The sequence below is a fragment of the Bacillus sp. GM2 genome (assembly GCF_056155945.1).
In genome coordinates this window covers 1,247,521-1,262,260 of sequence record NZ_JBRKSZ010000008.1, presented here as the reverse complement: position 1 = coordinate 1,262,260, position 14,740 = coordinate 1,247,521, and the positions used below count along the sequence as shown (strand labels likewise).

At 46.7% G+C, this 14,740-nt stretch carries 16 protein-coding genes; 10 read left to right on the top strand and 6 right to left on the bottom strand.

Annotation, left to right across the window (positions count from 1 at the left end):
* On the top strand, window positions 1-1,350 hold the full coding sequence (locus ACVC9U_RS21010; protein WP_003186270.1) for a M28 family peptidase: 1,350 nt from the start codon (window positions 1-3) through the stop codon (window positions 1,348-1,350).
* A gap of 53 nt (window positions 1,351-1,403) precedes the next feature.
* Here ACVC9U_RS21010 and ACVC9U_RS21005 read toward each other — a convergent pair whose 3' ends face one another.
* Window positions 1,404-2,765: an MFS transporter gene (locus tag ACVC9U_RS21005; protein WP_441391469.1), complete on the bottom strand. Its 1,362-nt coding sequence runs from the start codon at window positions 2,763-2,765 to the stop codon at window positions 1,404-1,406.
* Window positions 2,766-2,951 carry a hypothetical protein gene (locus ACVC9U_RS21000; RefSeq protein WP_075751626.1) on the bottom strand — a complete coding sequence of 62 codons (186 nt, stop codon included), beginning with the start codon at window positions 2,949-2,951 and terminating at the stop codon, window positions 2,766-2,768. It lies immediately after the preceding gene.
* Between the two features lie 219 nt (window positions 2,952-3,170).
* Here ACVC9U_RS21000 and ACVC9U_RS20995 point away from each other — a divergent pair, with 219 nt between their 5' ends.
* On the top strand, window positions 3,171-3,401 hold the full coding sequence (locus ACVC9U_RS20995; protein WP_081379872.1) for a Ger(x)C family spore germination C-terminal domain-containing protein: 231 nt from the start codon (window positions 3,171-3,173) through the stop codon (window positions 3,399-3,401).
* A 30-nt stretch (window positions 3,402-3,431) separates the two neighbouring features.
* Here the strand turns inward: ACVC9U_RS20995 and ywaC are convergent, their stop codons facing one another.
* Window positions 3,432-4,070 (bottom strand): GTP pyrophosphokinase YwaC, encoded by a 639-nt coding sequence (gene ywaC, locus ACVC9U_RS20990; RefSeq protein ID WP_441391651.1) that lies wholly within the window; start codon window positions 4,068-4,070, stop codon window positions 3,432-3,434.
* Window positions 4,071-4,283: 213 nt separating this feature from the next.
* Here ywaC and ACVC9U_RS20985 point away from each other — a divergent pair, with 213 nt between their 5' ends.
* From ACVC9U_RS20985 to ACVC9U_RS20950, 8 genes are all read left to right on the top strand, one after another.
* Window positions 4,284-4,367, top strand: coding sequence for a YjcZ family sporulation protein (locus tag ACVC9U_RS20985; protein ID WP_071583652.1), 84 nt, complete (start codon window positions 4,284-4,286; stop codon window positions 4,365-4,367).
* Window positions 4,368-4,609: 242 nt separating this feature from the next.
* A complete protein-coding gene (locus tag ACVC9U_RS20980; protein WP_003186278.1) occupies window positions 4,610-4,759 on the top strand; it encodes a teichoic acid D-Ala incorporation-associated protein DltX in 150 nt (49 codons plus the stop codon).
* 14 nt (window positions 4,760-4,773) lie between these two features.
* Window positions 4,774-6,282: a D-alanine--poly(phosphoribitol) ligase subunit DltA gene (gene dltA, locus ACVC9U_RS20975; RefSeq protein WP_071583639.1), complete on the top strand. Its 1,509-nt coding sequence runs from the start codon at window positions 4,774-4,776 to the stop codon at window positions 6,280-6,282.
* Window positions 6,279-7,436 (top strand): D-alanyl-lipoteichoic acid biosynthesis protein DltB, encoded by a 1,158-nt coding sequence (gene dltB, locus ACVC9U_RS20970; RefSeq protein ID WP_075751629.1) that lies wholly within the window; start codon window positions 6,279-6,281, stop codon window positions 7,434-7,436. Before dltA ends, dltB begins: the two co-directional genes overlap by 4 nt.
* A 15-nt stretch (window positions 7,437-7,451) precedes the next feature.
* Window positions 7,452-7,688 (top strand): D-alanine--poly(phosphoribitol) ligase subunit 2, encoded by a 237-nt coding sequence (gene dltC, locus ACVC9U_RS20965; protein WP_003186284.1) that lies wholly within the window; start codon window positions 7,452-7,454, stop codon window positions 7,686-7,688.
* Window positions 7,688-8,857: a D-alanyl-lipoteichoic acid biosynthesis protein DltD gene (gene dltD / locus ACVC9U_RS20960; protein ID WP_075751630.1), complete on the top strand. Its 1,170-nt coding sequence runs from the start codon at window positions 7,688-7,690 to the stop codon at window positions 8,855-8,857. Before dltC ends, dltD begins: the two co-directional genes overlap by 1 nt.
* A gap of 171 nt (window positions 8,858-9,028) precedes the next feature.
* Entirely contained in the window at window positions 9,029-10,120 is a 1,092-nt protein-coding gene (locus ACVC9U_RS20955; RefSeq protein WP_075751631.1) for a branched-chain amino acid aminotransferase, read from the top strand.
* Between the two features lie 233 nt (window positions 10,121-10,353).
* Window positions 10,354-11,616, top strand: coding sequence for an MFS transporter (locus ACVC9U_RS20950; protein WP_065644419.1), 1,263 nt, complete (start codon window positions 10,354-10,356; stop codon window positions 11,614-11,616).
* Between the two features lie 103 nt (window positions 11,617-11,719).
* Here ACVC9U_RS20950 and licH read toward each other — a convergent pair whose 3' ends face one another.
* Genes licH through celB form a run of 3 tightly spaced genes read right to left on the bottom strand, consistent with a single transcriptional unit; the run spans window position 11,720 to window position 14,709 of the window.
* Window positions 11,720-13,048, bottom strand: coding sequence for a 6-phospho-beta-glucosidase LicH (licH, locus tag ACVC9U_RS20945; RefSeq protein WP_075751632.1), 1,329 nt, complete (start codon window positions 13,046-13,048; stop codon window positions 11,720-11,722).
* On the bottom strand, window positions 13,048-13,377 hold the full coding sequence (locus ACVC9U_RS20940) for a PTS lactose/cellobiose transporter subunit IIA (protein ID WP_020453402.1): 330 nt from the start codon (window positions 13,375-13,377) through the stop codon (window positions 13,048-13,050). The genes licH and ACVC9U_RS20940 overlap by 1 nt, the downstream gene beginning before the upstream one ends.
* A 15-nt stretch (window positions 13,378-13,392) precedes the next feature.
* Complete coding sequence (gene celB, locus ACVC9U_RS20935; protein WP_154495557.1) at window positions 13,393-14,709, bottom strand: PTS cellobiose transporter subunit IIC; 1,317 nt, start codon at window positions 14,707-14,709, stop codon at window positions 13,393-13,395.
* Between the last annotated feature and the right edge of the window lie 31 nt (window positions 14,710-14,740).

Sequence of the window (14,740 nt, the reverse complement as noted above, 5' to 3'; positions counted from 1 at the left end):
ATGAAGAGAAAAATGATGATGTTCGGATTGGCGCTATCGATCATTGCAGGCGGCGTGGTCGCCGATGGAACGGGGAATGCAGCTCAAGCGGCCCCTCAGGAAACAGCCATCGCAAAAGATATCGAAAAATTCAGCAAAAAATTCAACGAGAACCGCGCCTATCAAACGATTTACCATTTAAGCGAAACGATCGGGCCGCGTGTGACAGGCACGGCAGAAGAAAAAAAGAGCGCCGCTTTTATCGCCTCACAGATGAAAAAGTCAAATCTGAAAGTAAGCACACAAAAGTTCAGCATACCTGACCGGCTGGAAGGAACGCTTACCGTTCAGGGAAATAACGTGCCTGCGCGGCCTGCCGCCGGTTCCGCCCCGACTGCAGCAGAAGGCTTAGCCGCTCCTCTCTATGATGCCGGCCTCGGCTTGCCCGGCGACTTCACAGAAGAAGCGAAAGGAAAAATCGCCGTCATTTTGAGAGGAGAGCTGACATTCTATGAAAAGGCCAAAAACGCTGCTGACGCAGGCGCAAGCGGAGTTATCATTTATAATAACGTCGACAGCCTCGTCCCTCTGACTCCGAATCTAAGCGGTAATAAAGTCGATATTCCAGTTGTCGGCGTCAAAAAGGAAGACGGGGAAAAGCTGCTTTCTGAACAAGAAGCGATCCTGAAGCTGAAAGCTCATAAAAATCAAACCTCGCAAAACGTAATCGGCGTCCGCAAAGCAAAAGGTGTCAAAAATCCTGACATCGTTTATGTGACTTCGCATTATGACAGCGTTCCATATGCACCGGGAGCCAATGACAATGCCTCCGGCACTTCAGTCGTCCTTGAACTGGCCCGAATTTTGAAGACAGTGCCAGCCGACAAAGAAATTCGCTTTATTACATTCGGAGCCGAAGAAATCGGACTCCTCGGTTCGCGCCATTATGTCAGCACATTGTCAAATCAGGAAGTCAAACGGAGCGTTGCCAACTTTAACTTAGATATGGTGGCGACAAGCTGGGAGAATGCTTCACAGCTGTACATCAATACGCCCGACGGTTCGGCAAACCTCGTCTGGCAGCTAAGTAAAGCCGCTTCTTTAAGCCTTGGAAAAGACGTATTATTTTTACATCAAGGCGGATCATCCGACCATGTCCCATTCCATGAAGCCGGCATCGACTCGGCCAACTTTATTTGGAGAGAGCCGGGAACAGGCGCTTTGGAGCCTTGGTACCACACCCCTTACGACACGATTGAACATATCAGCAAAGACAGGCTGAAAACAGCCGGTCAAATAGCGGGAACAGCTGTGTATAACTTCACCAAGAAGGAAAACAGAAAACCGTCTTACAGCTCAGTTGCCCAGTAATTTTAAAAAGGAGCAGATTGATTCAATCTGCTCCTTTTTTATACCGCTTCTTTTCAATCCTTCATCAGCTTAATAAACCTGAAGCTCATCAAAACGCTGCCGATGGCAACCACAATCATGACCACCCCCAGATCCTGAAAATGACCCGCGGTTATTTCTTCTCCAAACAACAGACCCAGAATGACGGACGAAAAGATCGAGCCAAGATAGCGGCATGTTTGGAAGAGCCCCGAAGTGGTTCCGACGATGTCCGGCGGGCTTGCCGTAAACATGGCGGCCTGGAGGGCGACATTGCCGAGTCCATAGCTGACCCCCAGCAAAGAGAGGATGATGCCTTTCCACAACATCGGTGCATCGACAAAAAACAATGTGAGCAGGATAGCGCCGGCTGCCATTAAGCAAGAACCAATTAAAACGGGCTGCGTTTCACCTGAACGGTCAATCCATGTCCCGACGAAAGGCGAAATCAATACGCTCGTCCCGGACATGAACAGCATCAAAAGACCGCTCGTTTGAACGGAAAGGTGCATTTCATCCTGAAAATAACTCGGAAGTCCAAAAAACAAACAGTAGTTAAAGATGTTCAGCATAATAAATTGACCATAGACCGAAGTTAGCGTCCTGCGCGCGATCAACAGTCTGATATCAATAAACGGGCTGTTCACTCTCAGCTCCCACCAAACAAACATCAAAAGCACGACAAGCCCGAACATCCCCTCGGCAAAACGGGGCTCGCCCGTGCTCAATGAGAGCAGGAATGCCAGCAGGAGAACGATTCCGCCCGCAAACAGAAGAATCCCGGTCAGATCAAGCCGCTTGATGACGGCGCGGACATTTAAGCCGGCTTTTTTCTCATCTTTCGGAAACATGTACATCCCCAGCAAAAAGCTGAACAAAATAAATGGAAAGTTCACGAGGAAAATGGCGGGCCATCCCCCGAGAACGATTAAAAATCCCCCCACAGTCGGTCCAAAAGCGGTCATAGCCGAAGAAAAAATGGACAGCACACTGAGTGCCGACGCCCGCTTCTCATGAATATGGCTTCTGATCAGGCCCACTCCCGAAGGATAAATGGCGCCGCTCCCAATCGATTGAAACAAACGCATGATCAATAAGACGGAAAAAGCCGGTGCGAGAGGAGCGCCGATTGCCGATACGGCAACGAGAACAAGCCCTGACAAAAACATCTTTTTCCGGCCGATTAAATCGCCGATTTTTCCCGTGACAGGCTGTGCGACCGCACTGGCTAAATAAAAAGATGAAATCAGCCATGATACGGTTGCAAATGAAAGATGAAACTCATGCTGGATACTGTGCAGCGCCAAAGAAATCATTGAAGAATTGAGCGGATTCAGCATCGTCCCTGATGCAACGGCTGTTAAAAACAGGGCGCGGTTCTTTTTCAATCCGGCCATTTACTTAGCGTAAAGCAGCCTTTCGCCAGCTCCGTCCGATTTACCGCCCGCACCCGCATCACGGCCGAAAGCATTGCCGACGGCCCCGTATAAAGCAGCATCAAGCCGTTGCGCCCCCCGGTTCATCATCGCTGCCGCTCCGTTTTGCAAACCGCATTCCGCAAGTTTTACAATATCCGATTTCATTTTTAGACCTCCTCGTGCTCTTATCATTTTCTTGTTTTCTTTTTTCGATTCATGACAGTCATAACCTTTGATACAAAGGAGCGTTCTTCCTCTTTTTCTTTTAGTTGAAAAACGTATTTGACGGAGCTGGCATAGTGAAAGGTTCAAAAAAACTTATCAGAACGCTGACAAAAGAAGAACTCGAAGGTATCGCCGGGCCATGACTTCCAAAACAAAAAGCTGAAAGAAGTCGAGCGGCTTGCCGGAGATCGGGTCAAAGTGTGGATGAAGAGCGCGCTCGGCAAACTGCAGGGCGAATACCGGACGGACATCTTGAAATTCGGGAATTCAGCACCTGCAAGAATCGAAAAAGCGGAAAGGAAATGGGATGAGATTTTCACCGAAGCTGATATGACATATGATGTTGATATCAACATTGACAACTTCGGGTCAAGCGGCAGAAAAAAATAGCAACCGGGCTAAAAAATGCCCGGCTGCTTTCTATTGATCCGCTTTTGTTCGAATATGAAGCATTTTTTCATCCAGATAATTCGCGATGTCAGCCGCTTCTTTCAGCTCATCCGTGAGCTGGTTCGGCACTTCATTGTTCAATTTGTAGTAGATTTTATGTTCGAGGCTCGCCCAGAAATCCATCGCGATTGTCCTGATTTGAATCTCCACCTTGGCGTGCTCGACGCGGTTGGTCAAGTAAACAGGCACCTCTACAATCAGGTGGAGACTTCTGTATCCGTTCGGCTTCGGATTTTTAATGTAGTCTTTCATTTTTAAAATCTTGATGTCTTCGTGTTCCTTCAGCACTTCAACCATATTGTAAATGTCGGATAAAAACGAGCAGACGATTCTGAGACCCGCGATATCATTGATGTGCTCCTTAGTGGCCTTTGTCGTAATATCGCAGCCCTTCCGCACAAGCTTGTTGATCAGGCTTTCAAAGCTTTTCACCCTTGATTTCGTATGCTCAATCGGGTTATGGCCGTGGATTAAATTATATTCTTGGCTGATAATCGAAAACTTCGTATCCATTTGATCCAAGGCAAATTTATAGACGAGGAGTTCGTTCTTCCAGTCCTCCATCAGGTTTCTTAAATCTTCTATCTGGGCTTCAGGCAGTCCTATCATCTTATCTATCGCCATATCCATCATATTTTTCTCCTTATGACATCATTTCGTTTTTTCAGTTAGTAGACGTGCACGTCCACGGTAAAGTTTCGACTTAAAGCGGAAGATCAAAAAGTGGCCTGGTTGATCATTTTCCACTTTTTTAAATTTATTCCCCTTTCAAAAGTCAGAAAACATTCATATTCTGTATTACCACTTTACGGAGGTGAGAATATGCCATACTCTAATAGCTTCGCTTTGATCGTTGTATTATTTATTTTGCTGATCATTGTGGGTTCCGCATTTGTAAGGTACTAATTCCTTCACGCACTTCCGACAAACTGCAGGTTCATATCGAAAGGCGCTCCGCTTTTCATATGAGCCTGTTTTTTTTGATTTAAAAAGAATTTATTTCCACAATAACAAAAAATGTTTATAATAGGGGAGGCTCTGAGCTGACGGCGCTCAGAAATAAAACTCTCCCACAAATGAAACTTTTATACAACATTTTCGTCTTATACTGTTGTTAAGGCAATTCAATAACGGAAAGGAAAAGATCAATGTTAAATAAGCTAAGAATGTTGTATGAAAAAACAACAATGAAGTGGCTGCTCAACACTTCCTATTACTTTCTTATTCTCGTACTGCTGTTTTTAATTTACGGATTCCACACAGCAAATACAGGTTCATATATTTATAATGACTTTTAATGGAGAAAAAAACAATGAAACTGATAGAAACAATTAAAAAATACGCGCAAACACAACCCGATACCCTTGCTTTTGTGAATGAAGAAGAAAAACTGACATACGGAGAGCTTTGGTCACAATCTGAGCGCCTTGCCGCACGGATTCAAAGCGAAGCATTAACAGAGGCTTCTCCGATCATTGTCTACGGACATATGAAACCGGTCATGGCGGTTTCTTTCCTGGCTTGCGTGAAAGCCGGCCATCCGTACATTCCAGTTGACGTATCGATTCCGGCAGACCGGATTCTGAAAATCATCAACAGCTCAAAAGCCGAGCTTATACTCAATAACTCAGGCACTTCTGTTGACACGGGAGACGCCCTCATTTCCGTTGTGGAACCGGGCGTTCTTGAAGGAGACGGGGTGCCGGAGACAGATCCCGGACGCTGGGTTCGCGGTGAAGATACCTTTTACATTATCTACACATCCGGAAGCACGGGAAATCCAAAAGGCGTGCAAATCTCAGCCGACAATCTTCAGAGCTTCACAGATTGGATCACGAATGACTTTCCGGTGGAAAGCGGCCAAGTGTTCTTAAATCAAGCCCCGTTTTCCTTTGATTTATCGGTGATGGACCTTTATCCGTGCCTGCAGTCCGGAGGCACATTATGGACGGTTACGAAAGATATGATTAACCGGCCGAAACTGTTGTTTGAAGCGCTGAAACAGTCCAACGTCAACGTCTGGACATCAACGCCTTCATTCGCCCAAATGTGCTTGATGGATCCGTCTTATTCTGAAGAGCTGCTTCCTGAGCTGAGCTTGTTTATGTTCTGCGGAGAAACGCTTCCGTCGTCAGTCGCCAGACAGCTTAAAGAGAGATTTCCGAAGGCTCGTGTTTTTAACACATACGGCCCGACCGAAGCGACCGTTGCCGTCACTTCCATCGAAGTAACAGACGACGTATTAAACAAGTATTCTTCTCTTCCCGTCGGTTCTGAAAAGCCGGAAACCGAGATCGTGATCATCGATGAAGACGGAAAAGCCGTCCAAGACGGGGAAAAAGGCGAGATCATTATTACCGGAGCCAGCGTCAGCAAAGGCTATTTAGGCGAAAAAGCGCTGACGGAAAAAGCGTTTTTCTCTTACAACGGCGCCCCTGCTTATCGCACCGGTGACGCAGGGTACAAAGAAAACGGCCAGCTGTTCTTCCTCGGAAGACTCGATTTCCAAATCAAACTGCATGGCTACCGGATTGAGCTTGAAGAGATCGAATACCAAATCAATCAGTCCCGATACGTGCAGTCGGCGGTCGTTATTCCATACTACCGCGAGGAGAAAATCGAGTATCTGATTGCCATGATCGTGCCTGCCGAACACGATTTCGAAAAGGAATACCAGTTAACCAGCGCGATTAAGAAAGATTTGGGCAGCAAGCTGCCTGCATATATGATTCCGAGAAAATTCATGTATCAAAAAGAGATTCCGATGACAGCAAACGGTAAAATCGACCGCAAGAGATTAAAAGAAGAGGTAACCGTATGACACCCTATGGTTCATTTCTTTTCTTCATTATATTAGGAATTTTACTGGCGCCGACCATCATTCTCGGACTGAACGGAAAAAGCTTCCGCTTATATAATATGGCGGTTTCCGTTCTGGTTCTGGCGCTAATTTTTTCGAACAGCCTGCACGGGCTGATCATGCTGTGCCTGTTTACGCTTTGGCAAATGGTTCTGATCAAAGGCTATATCGCTTACCGTCTCAAAGCGAACAGCGGCATCGTATTTTGTCTGGCTGCAGCAGCTTCTATCCTGCCTCTGGCACTGTCAAAGCTGCTGCCGTTTTTCGCAGTTGACAACTGGGCAACATTTCTCGGAATCTCGTATTTAACTTTTAAAGGGGTTCAGCTCATCATTGAAACCCGCGACGGTCTCATTAAAAAGCAGCTCCCAATCAGCAGACTGCTTTACTTTATTCTCTTTTTTCCGACCATCTCGTCAGGGCCGATCGACAGGTACCGCCGTTTTGAAAAAGACGATCAGACGGTATGGACGAAGGAGCAATACGAAGAACTGCTTTACAAAGGAATCAATAAAATCTTTCTCGGCTTTTTATATAAATTCATTATCGGCTATTGCATTAATACGTATGTCATTATGAAACTGCCGTTTTTGACTTCCGGCAGCATCTCACATGGATTGGCATACATGTATGCGTACAGCCTTTATCTGTTTTTTGATTTTGCCGGCTACACGGCTTTTGCGGTCGGCGTCAGCTATATCATGGGAATCAAATCCCCTGAAAACTTTAATAAGCCGTTCATCAGCCGCAATATTAAAGATTTCTGGAACCGCTGGCATATGTCGCTTTCCTTCTGGTTCAGGGACTACGTGTTCATGCGCTTTGTCCTTTGGATGACGAAGAAAAAATGGATCACAAACCGGATGGCTGTTTCCAATATCGGATATGTGCTGCTGTTCCTTCTGATGGGCGTCTGGCACGGCCTTGCCCTTCAGTACATCGTCTACGGGCTGTATCACGCGCTGCTCATGGTCGGCTTTAACTTCTTTGAAAAATGGAATAAGAAGCACAAGTGGTGGCCGAACAATAAGTGGACGACAGCCGTCTCAATTGTGGTCACCTTCCACTTCGTTTGTTTTGGATTTTTAATTTTCTCAGGGAAACTAATACACTAAAAGGAGATTTTCATAATGGATTTTAATCAAGAAGTACTTTCAGTTTTAGCAGAGGTATGTCAGGACGATATCGTAAAGGAAAATCCGGATATTGATATTTTCGAAGAGGGAATCCTCGATTCCTTCGGCACGGTGGAATTGCTGCTTGCATTCGAAAGCCACTTTAACATCACAGTGCCGATTACAGAGTTTGACCGGGATGCATGGAACACGCCAAATCAAATCATAAAGCAGCTGAATGAGTTGAGATAATGAAAAAGCGTTTTTTATTCGGGCCAATCATCTTGGCATTTTTACTTTTTTTCACCGCGATCTCGATCCCAAATGCATGGCTGGCAAAGCTGGTTCCGAAAGATCGCGTCGAAACTTCAGCTACAGAAATAAACCCGATGATGTTCCAGGGTATGTATCTTCAAGGCAAAGCGCTTGAAGATCCGAAATATCTGCCGATTTACGGATCATCGGAATTGTCCCGGTTAGATGCCTTTCATCCGTCTAACTATTTTAAAGTAAACAATCAAGGGTTCACGCCTTACCTGGTCGGGAAAGGCGGTTCACAGTCCTTGATTCATGCAATCAACTTTGCGGCGCAGTCTGATCAATTAAAGGGCAAAAAAATCGTTTTCATTATTTCTCCGCAGTGGTTTCAAAAAAACGGCTCGGACGAAGCCCACTTTGCGCCGAACTTCTCGGCTTTGCAGGCATACGATCTTGTGTTCAATCAAAATGTCGATCCCGAGCTGAAGAAAAAAATGATCAAACGCATGCTTAAATTTCATGCAGTTACAAATGACGCTCTGCTTTCAGCCCTTTTTAAAGCCGAGCTCGATCAAGACAAAGTGGCGCTGTCTCTTCTGACGCCGCCGGCAAAAGCTTACCGGAGCATTCTGGAGAAAAAGGACATCTACTATTCCATGGTTGAAGGAAACGGACCGAAGCGGACCATTTCCCAGGATGTAAAAAACAAATCGTGGGATGAATTAAAGCAGATGGCTGAAAAGGTCGGCGCCAAAGAATCGCACAAAAATGAGTTTAAAATCTCAAACGGCGTTTATAAGAAATTGAAGCCGAAGCTGAAAAAGCTTAAAGGCCACAATAAAAAGATGAACTATGCCGAGTCAGTCGAGTTCCACGATTTCCATCTCATGATGGATGTTCTGAAAGAATCCGGTGCAGAACCGCTGTTCATCTCGGTTCCGGTCCACGGCAAATTTTATGACTATACCGGCTTCCCTAAAAAAGGCCGGACAGATTTCTATAAAAAGATTAAAAAAGAAATCGAACAAGAAGGCTTTCAAGTTGCTGATTTAACGAATCATGAATATGATCCATACTTCTTGAAAGATACGCTCCACCTTGGCTGGAAAGGCTGGGTTTACGTCGATCAGGAGATCGAATCCTTTTATAAAAAGTCATCATAAAAAAGGATTCCCCTATGGGGAGTCCTTTTTTTGTCCGATTTAAATTTTTAAAGTTTCCAAAAATTCTATTTTACAAATTTCTCTGAAATCTATTGCGATTATCAAGAGAAGGTTTAAAATAGAAGATAAATATTTTTTGGAAAAAGACTAGAAACGGCAGGGAGAATGAATATGACAAAACAAACGATCAGCGTACAGCTCAGTACAGCAAAAAAGCAAAAACCAGAGGCTGACCGGCTCGAATTCGGCCGGACATTTACCGACCACATGTTTATCATGGACTATACGGCTGAAAACGGCTGGCACGATCCGAGAATCGTTCCTTATCAGCCGATTGAAATGGACCCGGCGGCAATGGTTTACCACTACGGGCAGTCCGTTTTTGAAGGGTTAAAAGCTTATTTATCAAGCGAAGGCAGAGTTCTTCTGTTCAGACCTGAAAAAAACTTCGAGAGGCTCAATAAATCCAACGACCGCCTCTGCATTCCGCGGGTTGATCCTGACACCGTTCTGGAAGGGCTGAAGCAGCTGGTTCAGATCGACAAAGAGTGGATTCCTCAAGCTGAGGGGACATCCCTTTATATCCGTCCGTTCATTATTTCAACGGAACCGTACCTCGGCGTCGCCCCGTCCAATATGTATAAAATGCTGATCATTTTATCGCCGGTCGGATCTTATTACAAAGAAGGCATCCGCCCTGTGAAAATTGCTGTTGAAAGCGAATTTGTCCGTGCTGTGGCAGGCGGTACAGGCAATGCGAAGACGGCCGGAAACTACGCGGCGAGCCTGAAGGCCCAGGAAGTGGCGGAAAGCAAAGGCTTCTCGCAAGTGCTTTGGCTTGACGGAGTTGAAAAGAAATACATTGAAGAAGTAGGCAGCATGAACATCTTCTTCAAAATCAGCGGTGAAATTATCACTCCGGCTCTAAACGGAAGTATTTTGGAAGGCATTACGAGAAATTCCGTCATCCATCTATTAAAACAATGGGGGCTTTCCGTAACCGAAAGGAAAATTTCAGTTGATGAACTGGTTCAGGCTCACAAAGACGGCCTGCTTGAAGAAGCGTTCGGCACCGGAACCGCCGCTGTCATTTCCCCGGTCGGCGAGCTGATCTGGAAAGACGAAAGCCTTGTGATCAACAGCGGGCAAACAGGCGAAATCGCCAAAAGGCTCTACCAAACGATTACCGGTATTCAAAAAGGCGCTTTGCCTGACACATTTGGCTGGACAGTTGAAGTTGATAAAGTCAGCCAGTCTTGCTAAGCGGTTTAAGCTCTCTTTTGCAAAAAAGAGGGCTTGCACCCTTATCGCGAAATGTGCCGGCGGCAGGCTCTGTTTCCACACCGCTCCCCCTCTTTTTCATTCCGCCTAGTCAATCCCCCCGCACAAAACGATTCCATTTTATATATTTTATGTTAAAATTATCAATAACCATACCGGAAAGGAGAGATTATCCGTTCTCATGTAACATGCAAATCAAGAAAGGACGCTGAACAATGGATCAAACAAAATTGAGCGTCTGGGAAAAGAATTACACGTTCCTTTTCATCTCCAGGCTAATCAAAATCTCGGCTGACTGTTTTGCCTTCAACTCTATTTTATGGTTCTTAATTTTTGACGGAAAAGGTGCAATCGGCACCTCCCTGCTTCTTGCCGTCACTTTCCTCCCTGAAGCCTTTTTGGCGCCGGTTACAGGGCCTTTAGTCAAAAGAAGCGCCCTGAAATTCTGGATGTATTTTTCGGATTTAACAAGAGCAGCCGTCGTCATTACAATACCGATTTGCTACTTAAACGGCTTTTCACCGATGTGGTTTGTTTTAGGGCTCATGATCATCCATTCGGCAACAGGTGCGACTTATAACCCGGCGTCGATTACGCTGATTCCGCAGATCGTGAACGAAAATCTCATCCAAAAAGCCAACGCGATTCTCCAGTCTTCTTCAGAAATCATCAGGCTGGGAGCCGTTACATTGTGCGGAGTGCTGCTGACTTTTATCGGCCCTGCAACGACTTTGGTCTTTTCATTTATCTTTTATATCATATCGGGCCTATTCGTGCTTTGCATCAAATACACCATCACCCGGAATCAATCACAATCTAAGTCTCTTGCTCAAAGAGGTACATATTTTGCGAGATTAAAAAGAGGATTTACATTGGTGAAAAACCACAAAATATTATATCCGCTGGCGATTTATTGCATCTTCATGAACCTGGCGGCTTCACCATGGGAAGCCCTTTCTGCGGTATATGTTGCAGAGGATTTAAACGGAACGCCGTTCATCCACTCGCTGCTGAAGGCTACGACGGCAGGAGGAGCATTTTTACTGGGTTTTATCCTTGCAAAAGTAAAAATCAACAGGTACGGACTCCTTTTCATCACGGCAGGCATTCTTGAAGGTGCGGCTTATTTTATCGCAGGACTGAATACTTTCCTGCCGCTCGTATTTCTCGCCGCCTTTGCATTCGGAGCAGCCATCAGCTCGATCAATGTCCCCGAATTCACGATTATCCAGACATCTGTCGAAGGGGATGACCAGCCTCAAGTGTTCGCAGTCATCCATATGATCACAAATCTATCGCTTCCTTTAGGGGCAATTGCCTGCGGATATGCCGCAAAAACGCTTGGCGCGGGAAGCGTGATCGCAATCGGCGGCTTCATCGAAATCATTGCGGGCATCGGCATCCTCATATTCACTCAGCTTGCCAAAGCCCGGCAGTCAGATCTGGTCAAAGAAAAAGAAGCAAGCGCAAATATGTAAGCATGAATGGGACGGCCGCTGTTTCGCCCGGGCCATTCGGACACGGCGGCGCCTATATCTATTAAAAGGTTCCGGCTGACACACCGGAACCTCAATTTTATTCCTATGCTTCTACAGATTTAAAAAACTGCGGAAGATGCTCTTTATGCGCTTCAAGCATTTCATCCAGTATTTGTTTCGCAATCTTGTCGGACGGAACGAGCGGGTTGATTGTCATGGCGACAAGCGCGGTGTTGTAATCACCTGTAACAGCCGCTTCAGCCGCAACGCGTTCGAATGATTTGATTTGCTGGACAAGGCCTCTCACGGTGACAGGCAAATCTCCGACCGCGATCGGTTTCGGCCCGTTTTTCGTCATGACACAGTTGACTTCCACTGCGGAGTCATCCGGAATGCTTGCGATCGCTCCGTTATTCATCGTGTTGACAGGCTGAATGTCGTGCTTGTCATTATAAATCGAGCTGATCAAGTTGCAGGCGGCATCACTGTAATATGCCCCGCCGCGCTTTTCAAGCTGGGGCGGTTTGATCGCCAGCTCCGGATCTTTATACAGATCAAACAGTTCCTTTTCAACTTGCTGAACGACCTCTGCACGCGTTCCTTCCGTTTTTGAAGCCTCCAGTTCATGTTCGAGCATCTCCTGCGTTTTGTAGTAGTAGCGGTGGTAGCCGCACGGAATCAGGCCGAGGCCCCGGATAAAGTCAGGTTCCCACGATTCTCCGGAGATGTTTTTCATCGTCATCGCATTTTCGGGATCTGCCATCGCTTCGATCACTTTGTCTTTGACGCTGACACCGTCCAGGAAAACGTCGAGTCCGAACACCATATGATTTAATCCGGCAAATTGAATGTTTATGCGGCTTTCATCAACATCGAGCGCTTTTGCAACCCCCATCTTCATGCCGATCGGCACATTGCAGAGCCCGACGACTTTTTTCAAATTAGAGTAGCGGAGCAGCGCTTCAGTCACCATGCCTGCCGGGTTGGTAAAGTTGACAAGCCACGCGTCAGGGCACAGTTCTTCGATGTCTTTTGCAATCTCAAGGATGACCGGAATGGTGCGGAGCCCTTTGAAAAGACCGCCCGGTCCATTTGTTTCCTGTCCGATCACCCCGTATTTTAATGGAATTCGTTCATCTTTTGCTCTCGCTTCGAGCAAACCGACGCGGAATTGCGTCGTGACAAAATCAGCGTCTTTTAAAGCCTCCCTGCGGTCGAGCGTCAGATGGACTTCGATCGGGACGCCCGCTTTTTCGACCATTCGCTTCGCCAGCGTGCCGACGATATTGAGTTTTTCCTCTCCTTCCGGTATATCGACGAGCCAGAGCTCGCTGACCGGAAGTTCGTCATGTCGTTTGATTAATCCCTCGACAAGCTCGGGCGTATAACTAGAACCTCCGCCAATTGTTACGATTTTCAATCCTTTTTTCATCAATTGACACCTCCGTGGACATTCATTTTTTCATACAGCTCGACAATCTCCGCAGCCAAATCTTTCATGGTCATCGCATTCATTAAATGATCTTGGGCATGAATCATGAGAAGTGAGGGTTCGGTTTTCGCCCCCTTCGCTTCATTTTGAATCAAAGCTGTCTGAAAGTGATGCGCCTTGATCAGTTCTTCGTCAGCTGCCCGGATCTTTTCTTTTGCAGCGGCGAAATCTCCCTTTTTGGCTTCGGCTATCGCTTCCATGCAAAAGCTCCTGCCGTTTCCTCCGTGAAGGATAATTTGAAATATCGTTCGTTCCAATTCCTCGGACATCTTGGCACCCCTTTTCTATACACTGGCCTGTTGACCGTCGCTTACGGCCGTTCCGGCCTCCAGTTCGCTCTCTTCTCTCAGCTTTTGTTGATCCCACATTCTAAAGAACGGATAGTATACGACAAACGAGATCAACAGATTGATCAGCTGCATGACCGCTCCGGAAATTTTCCCTCCTGTTGCTAAATATCCGGAAAAGCCGGGCGGCATTGTCCACGGCACCGCAATCCCAGCCGGCTTTGCGACAAGACCTGTACTCATTCCAATATAGGTTGCCGTTAACATTAACAGCGGCGACACGATGAACGGAATCAGCAGCATCGGATTCATGACGATCGGCATCCCGAAAATAATCGGTTCGTTGATGTTAAAAATAGCGGGACCGATGGCTAGTCTGCCGAGCTGTTTCATCTGCTTGCTTCGCGCTCTGACAAACATCGTAATGACCAAAGCCAAAGTGGCGCCGCTTCCGCCGATGTTAACCCAAATCTCAAAAAATTGCGTCGTAAATATGTTCGGGAGCGCTTCACCGGCTTGGAAAGCAAGACGGTTTTCGTCCATCGCACCGTACCAGATCGGCGACATCACTCCGCCGACAATGTTTGCTCCATGGAGACCGCAGGACCACAGCAGCATTTTCACAGTTTCGGCAATAAGGCTTCCGCCGAGACTGCCTCCAAGGATGGACAGAGGTGTGCCTAAAAGTACGTTGACGACATTATGGAGGCTATCAAACGGCGTCATTTCAATTAAAAGGCGCGCCACCCAGATCGAGCCGATAACGGCGAATCCCGGAATCAGAGCGATAAATGATTTGCTGACAGCCGGCGGTACGCCGTCCGGCATTTTGACGACAATATCCTTTTGAACGACCCAGCGGTAAACCTCAGTCGAGAACATCGCGATCAGCATGCCGACAAACAGACCTTTGCTTCCCATTAATGAAATCGGGATGCCGCCTGACACTAAAATTTCCTCTGTTGCGCCTTCAGGTGTGAACGGAATCTGGTATGGGGTCGCAAGCAGAAAAGCTGCTACGGCAATGGCGCCCGATGACAGAGCATCAATATCGTATTTCTCGGCCAGGCGGTACGCGATACCGAACGTGGCGATCAGCGCCATAATGTCAAAACTGACATTAACCGGATAGCTTAATTTCTCAGCCCATTGCTCGCCAAAAATCCCTGCCATGAATTCCGGATATCCCGGAATCGGCAAATTGGCTAAAATGAGAAACAGCGATCCGATAATGATTAATGGCATGGTCAGAATAATACCGTCTCTGAGAGCCTGCAAATGGCGCTGAGCGGCAATTCTGCCGGCAACCGGCATGACCTTCTCCTCTAAAAACGCATTAAACCTA

Bases quoted from the DNA above. Each gene is read 5' to 3' on its own strand.
- dltD (WP_075751630.1), top strand. From the start codon at position 7,688: ATGAAAAAGCGTTTTTTATTCGGGCCAATCATCTTGGCATTTTTACTT.
- ACVC9U_RS20985 (WP_071583652.1), top strand. From the start codon at position 4,284: ATGCCATACTCTAATAGCTTCGCTTTGATCGTTGTATTATTTATTTTG.
- ACVC9U_RS21005 (WP_441391469.1), bottom strand. From the start codon at position 2,765: ATGGCCGGATTGAAAAAGAACCGCGCCCTGTTTTTAACAGCCGTTGCA.
- ACVC9U_RS20940 (WP_020453402.1), bottom strand. From the start codon at position 13,377: ATGTCCGAGGAATTGGAACGAACGATATTTCAAATTATCCTTCACGGA.
- ACVC9U_RS21010 (WP_003186270.1), top strand. From the start codon at position 1: ATGAAGAGAAAAATGATGATGTTCGGATTGGCGCTATCGATCATTGCA.
- dltB (WP_075751629.1), top strand. From the start codon at position 6,279: ATGACACCCTATGGTTCATTTCTTTTCTTCATTATATTAGGAATTTTA.
- ywaC (WP_441391651.1), bottom strand. From the start codon at position 4,070: ATGATAGGACTGCCTGAAGCCCAGATAGAAGATTTAAGAAACCTGATG.
- licH (WP_075751632.1), bottom strand. From the start codon at position 13,048: ATGAAAAAAGGATTGAAAATCGTAACAATTGGCGGAGGTTCTAGTTAT.
- ACVC9U_RS21000 (WP_075751626.1), bottom strand. From the start codon at position 2,951: ATGAAATCGGATATTGTAAAACTTGCGGAATGCGGTTTGCAAAACGGA.
- celB (WP_154495557.1), bottom strand. From the start codon at position 14,709: ATGCCGGTTGCCGGCAGAATTGCCGCTCAGCGCCATTTGCAGGCTCTC.
- ACVC9U_RS20980 (WP_003186278.1), top strand. From the start codon at position 4,610: ATGTTAAATAAGCTAAGAATGTTGTATGAAAAAACAACAATGAAGTGG.
- dltC (WP_003186284.1), top strand. From the start codon at position 7,452: ATGGATTTTAATCAAGAAGTACTTTCAGTTTTAGCAGAGGTATGTCAG.
- ACVC9U_RS20950 (WP_065644419.1), top strand. From the start codon at position 10,354: ATGGATCAAACAAAATTGAGCGTCTGGGAAAAGAATTACACGTTCCTT.
- ACVC9U_RS20955 (WP_075751631.1), top strand. From the start codon at position 9,029: ATGACAAAACAAACGATCAGCGTACAGCTCAGTACAGCAAAAAAGCAA.
- dltA (WP_071583639.1), top strand. From the start codon at position 4,774: ATGAAACTGATAGAAACAATTAAAAAATACGCGCAAACACAACCCGAT.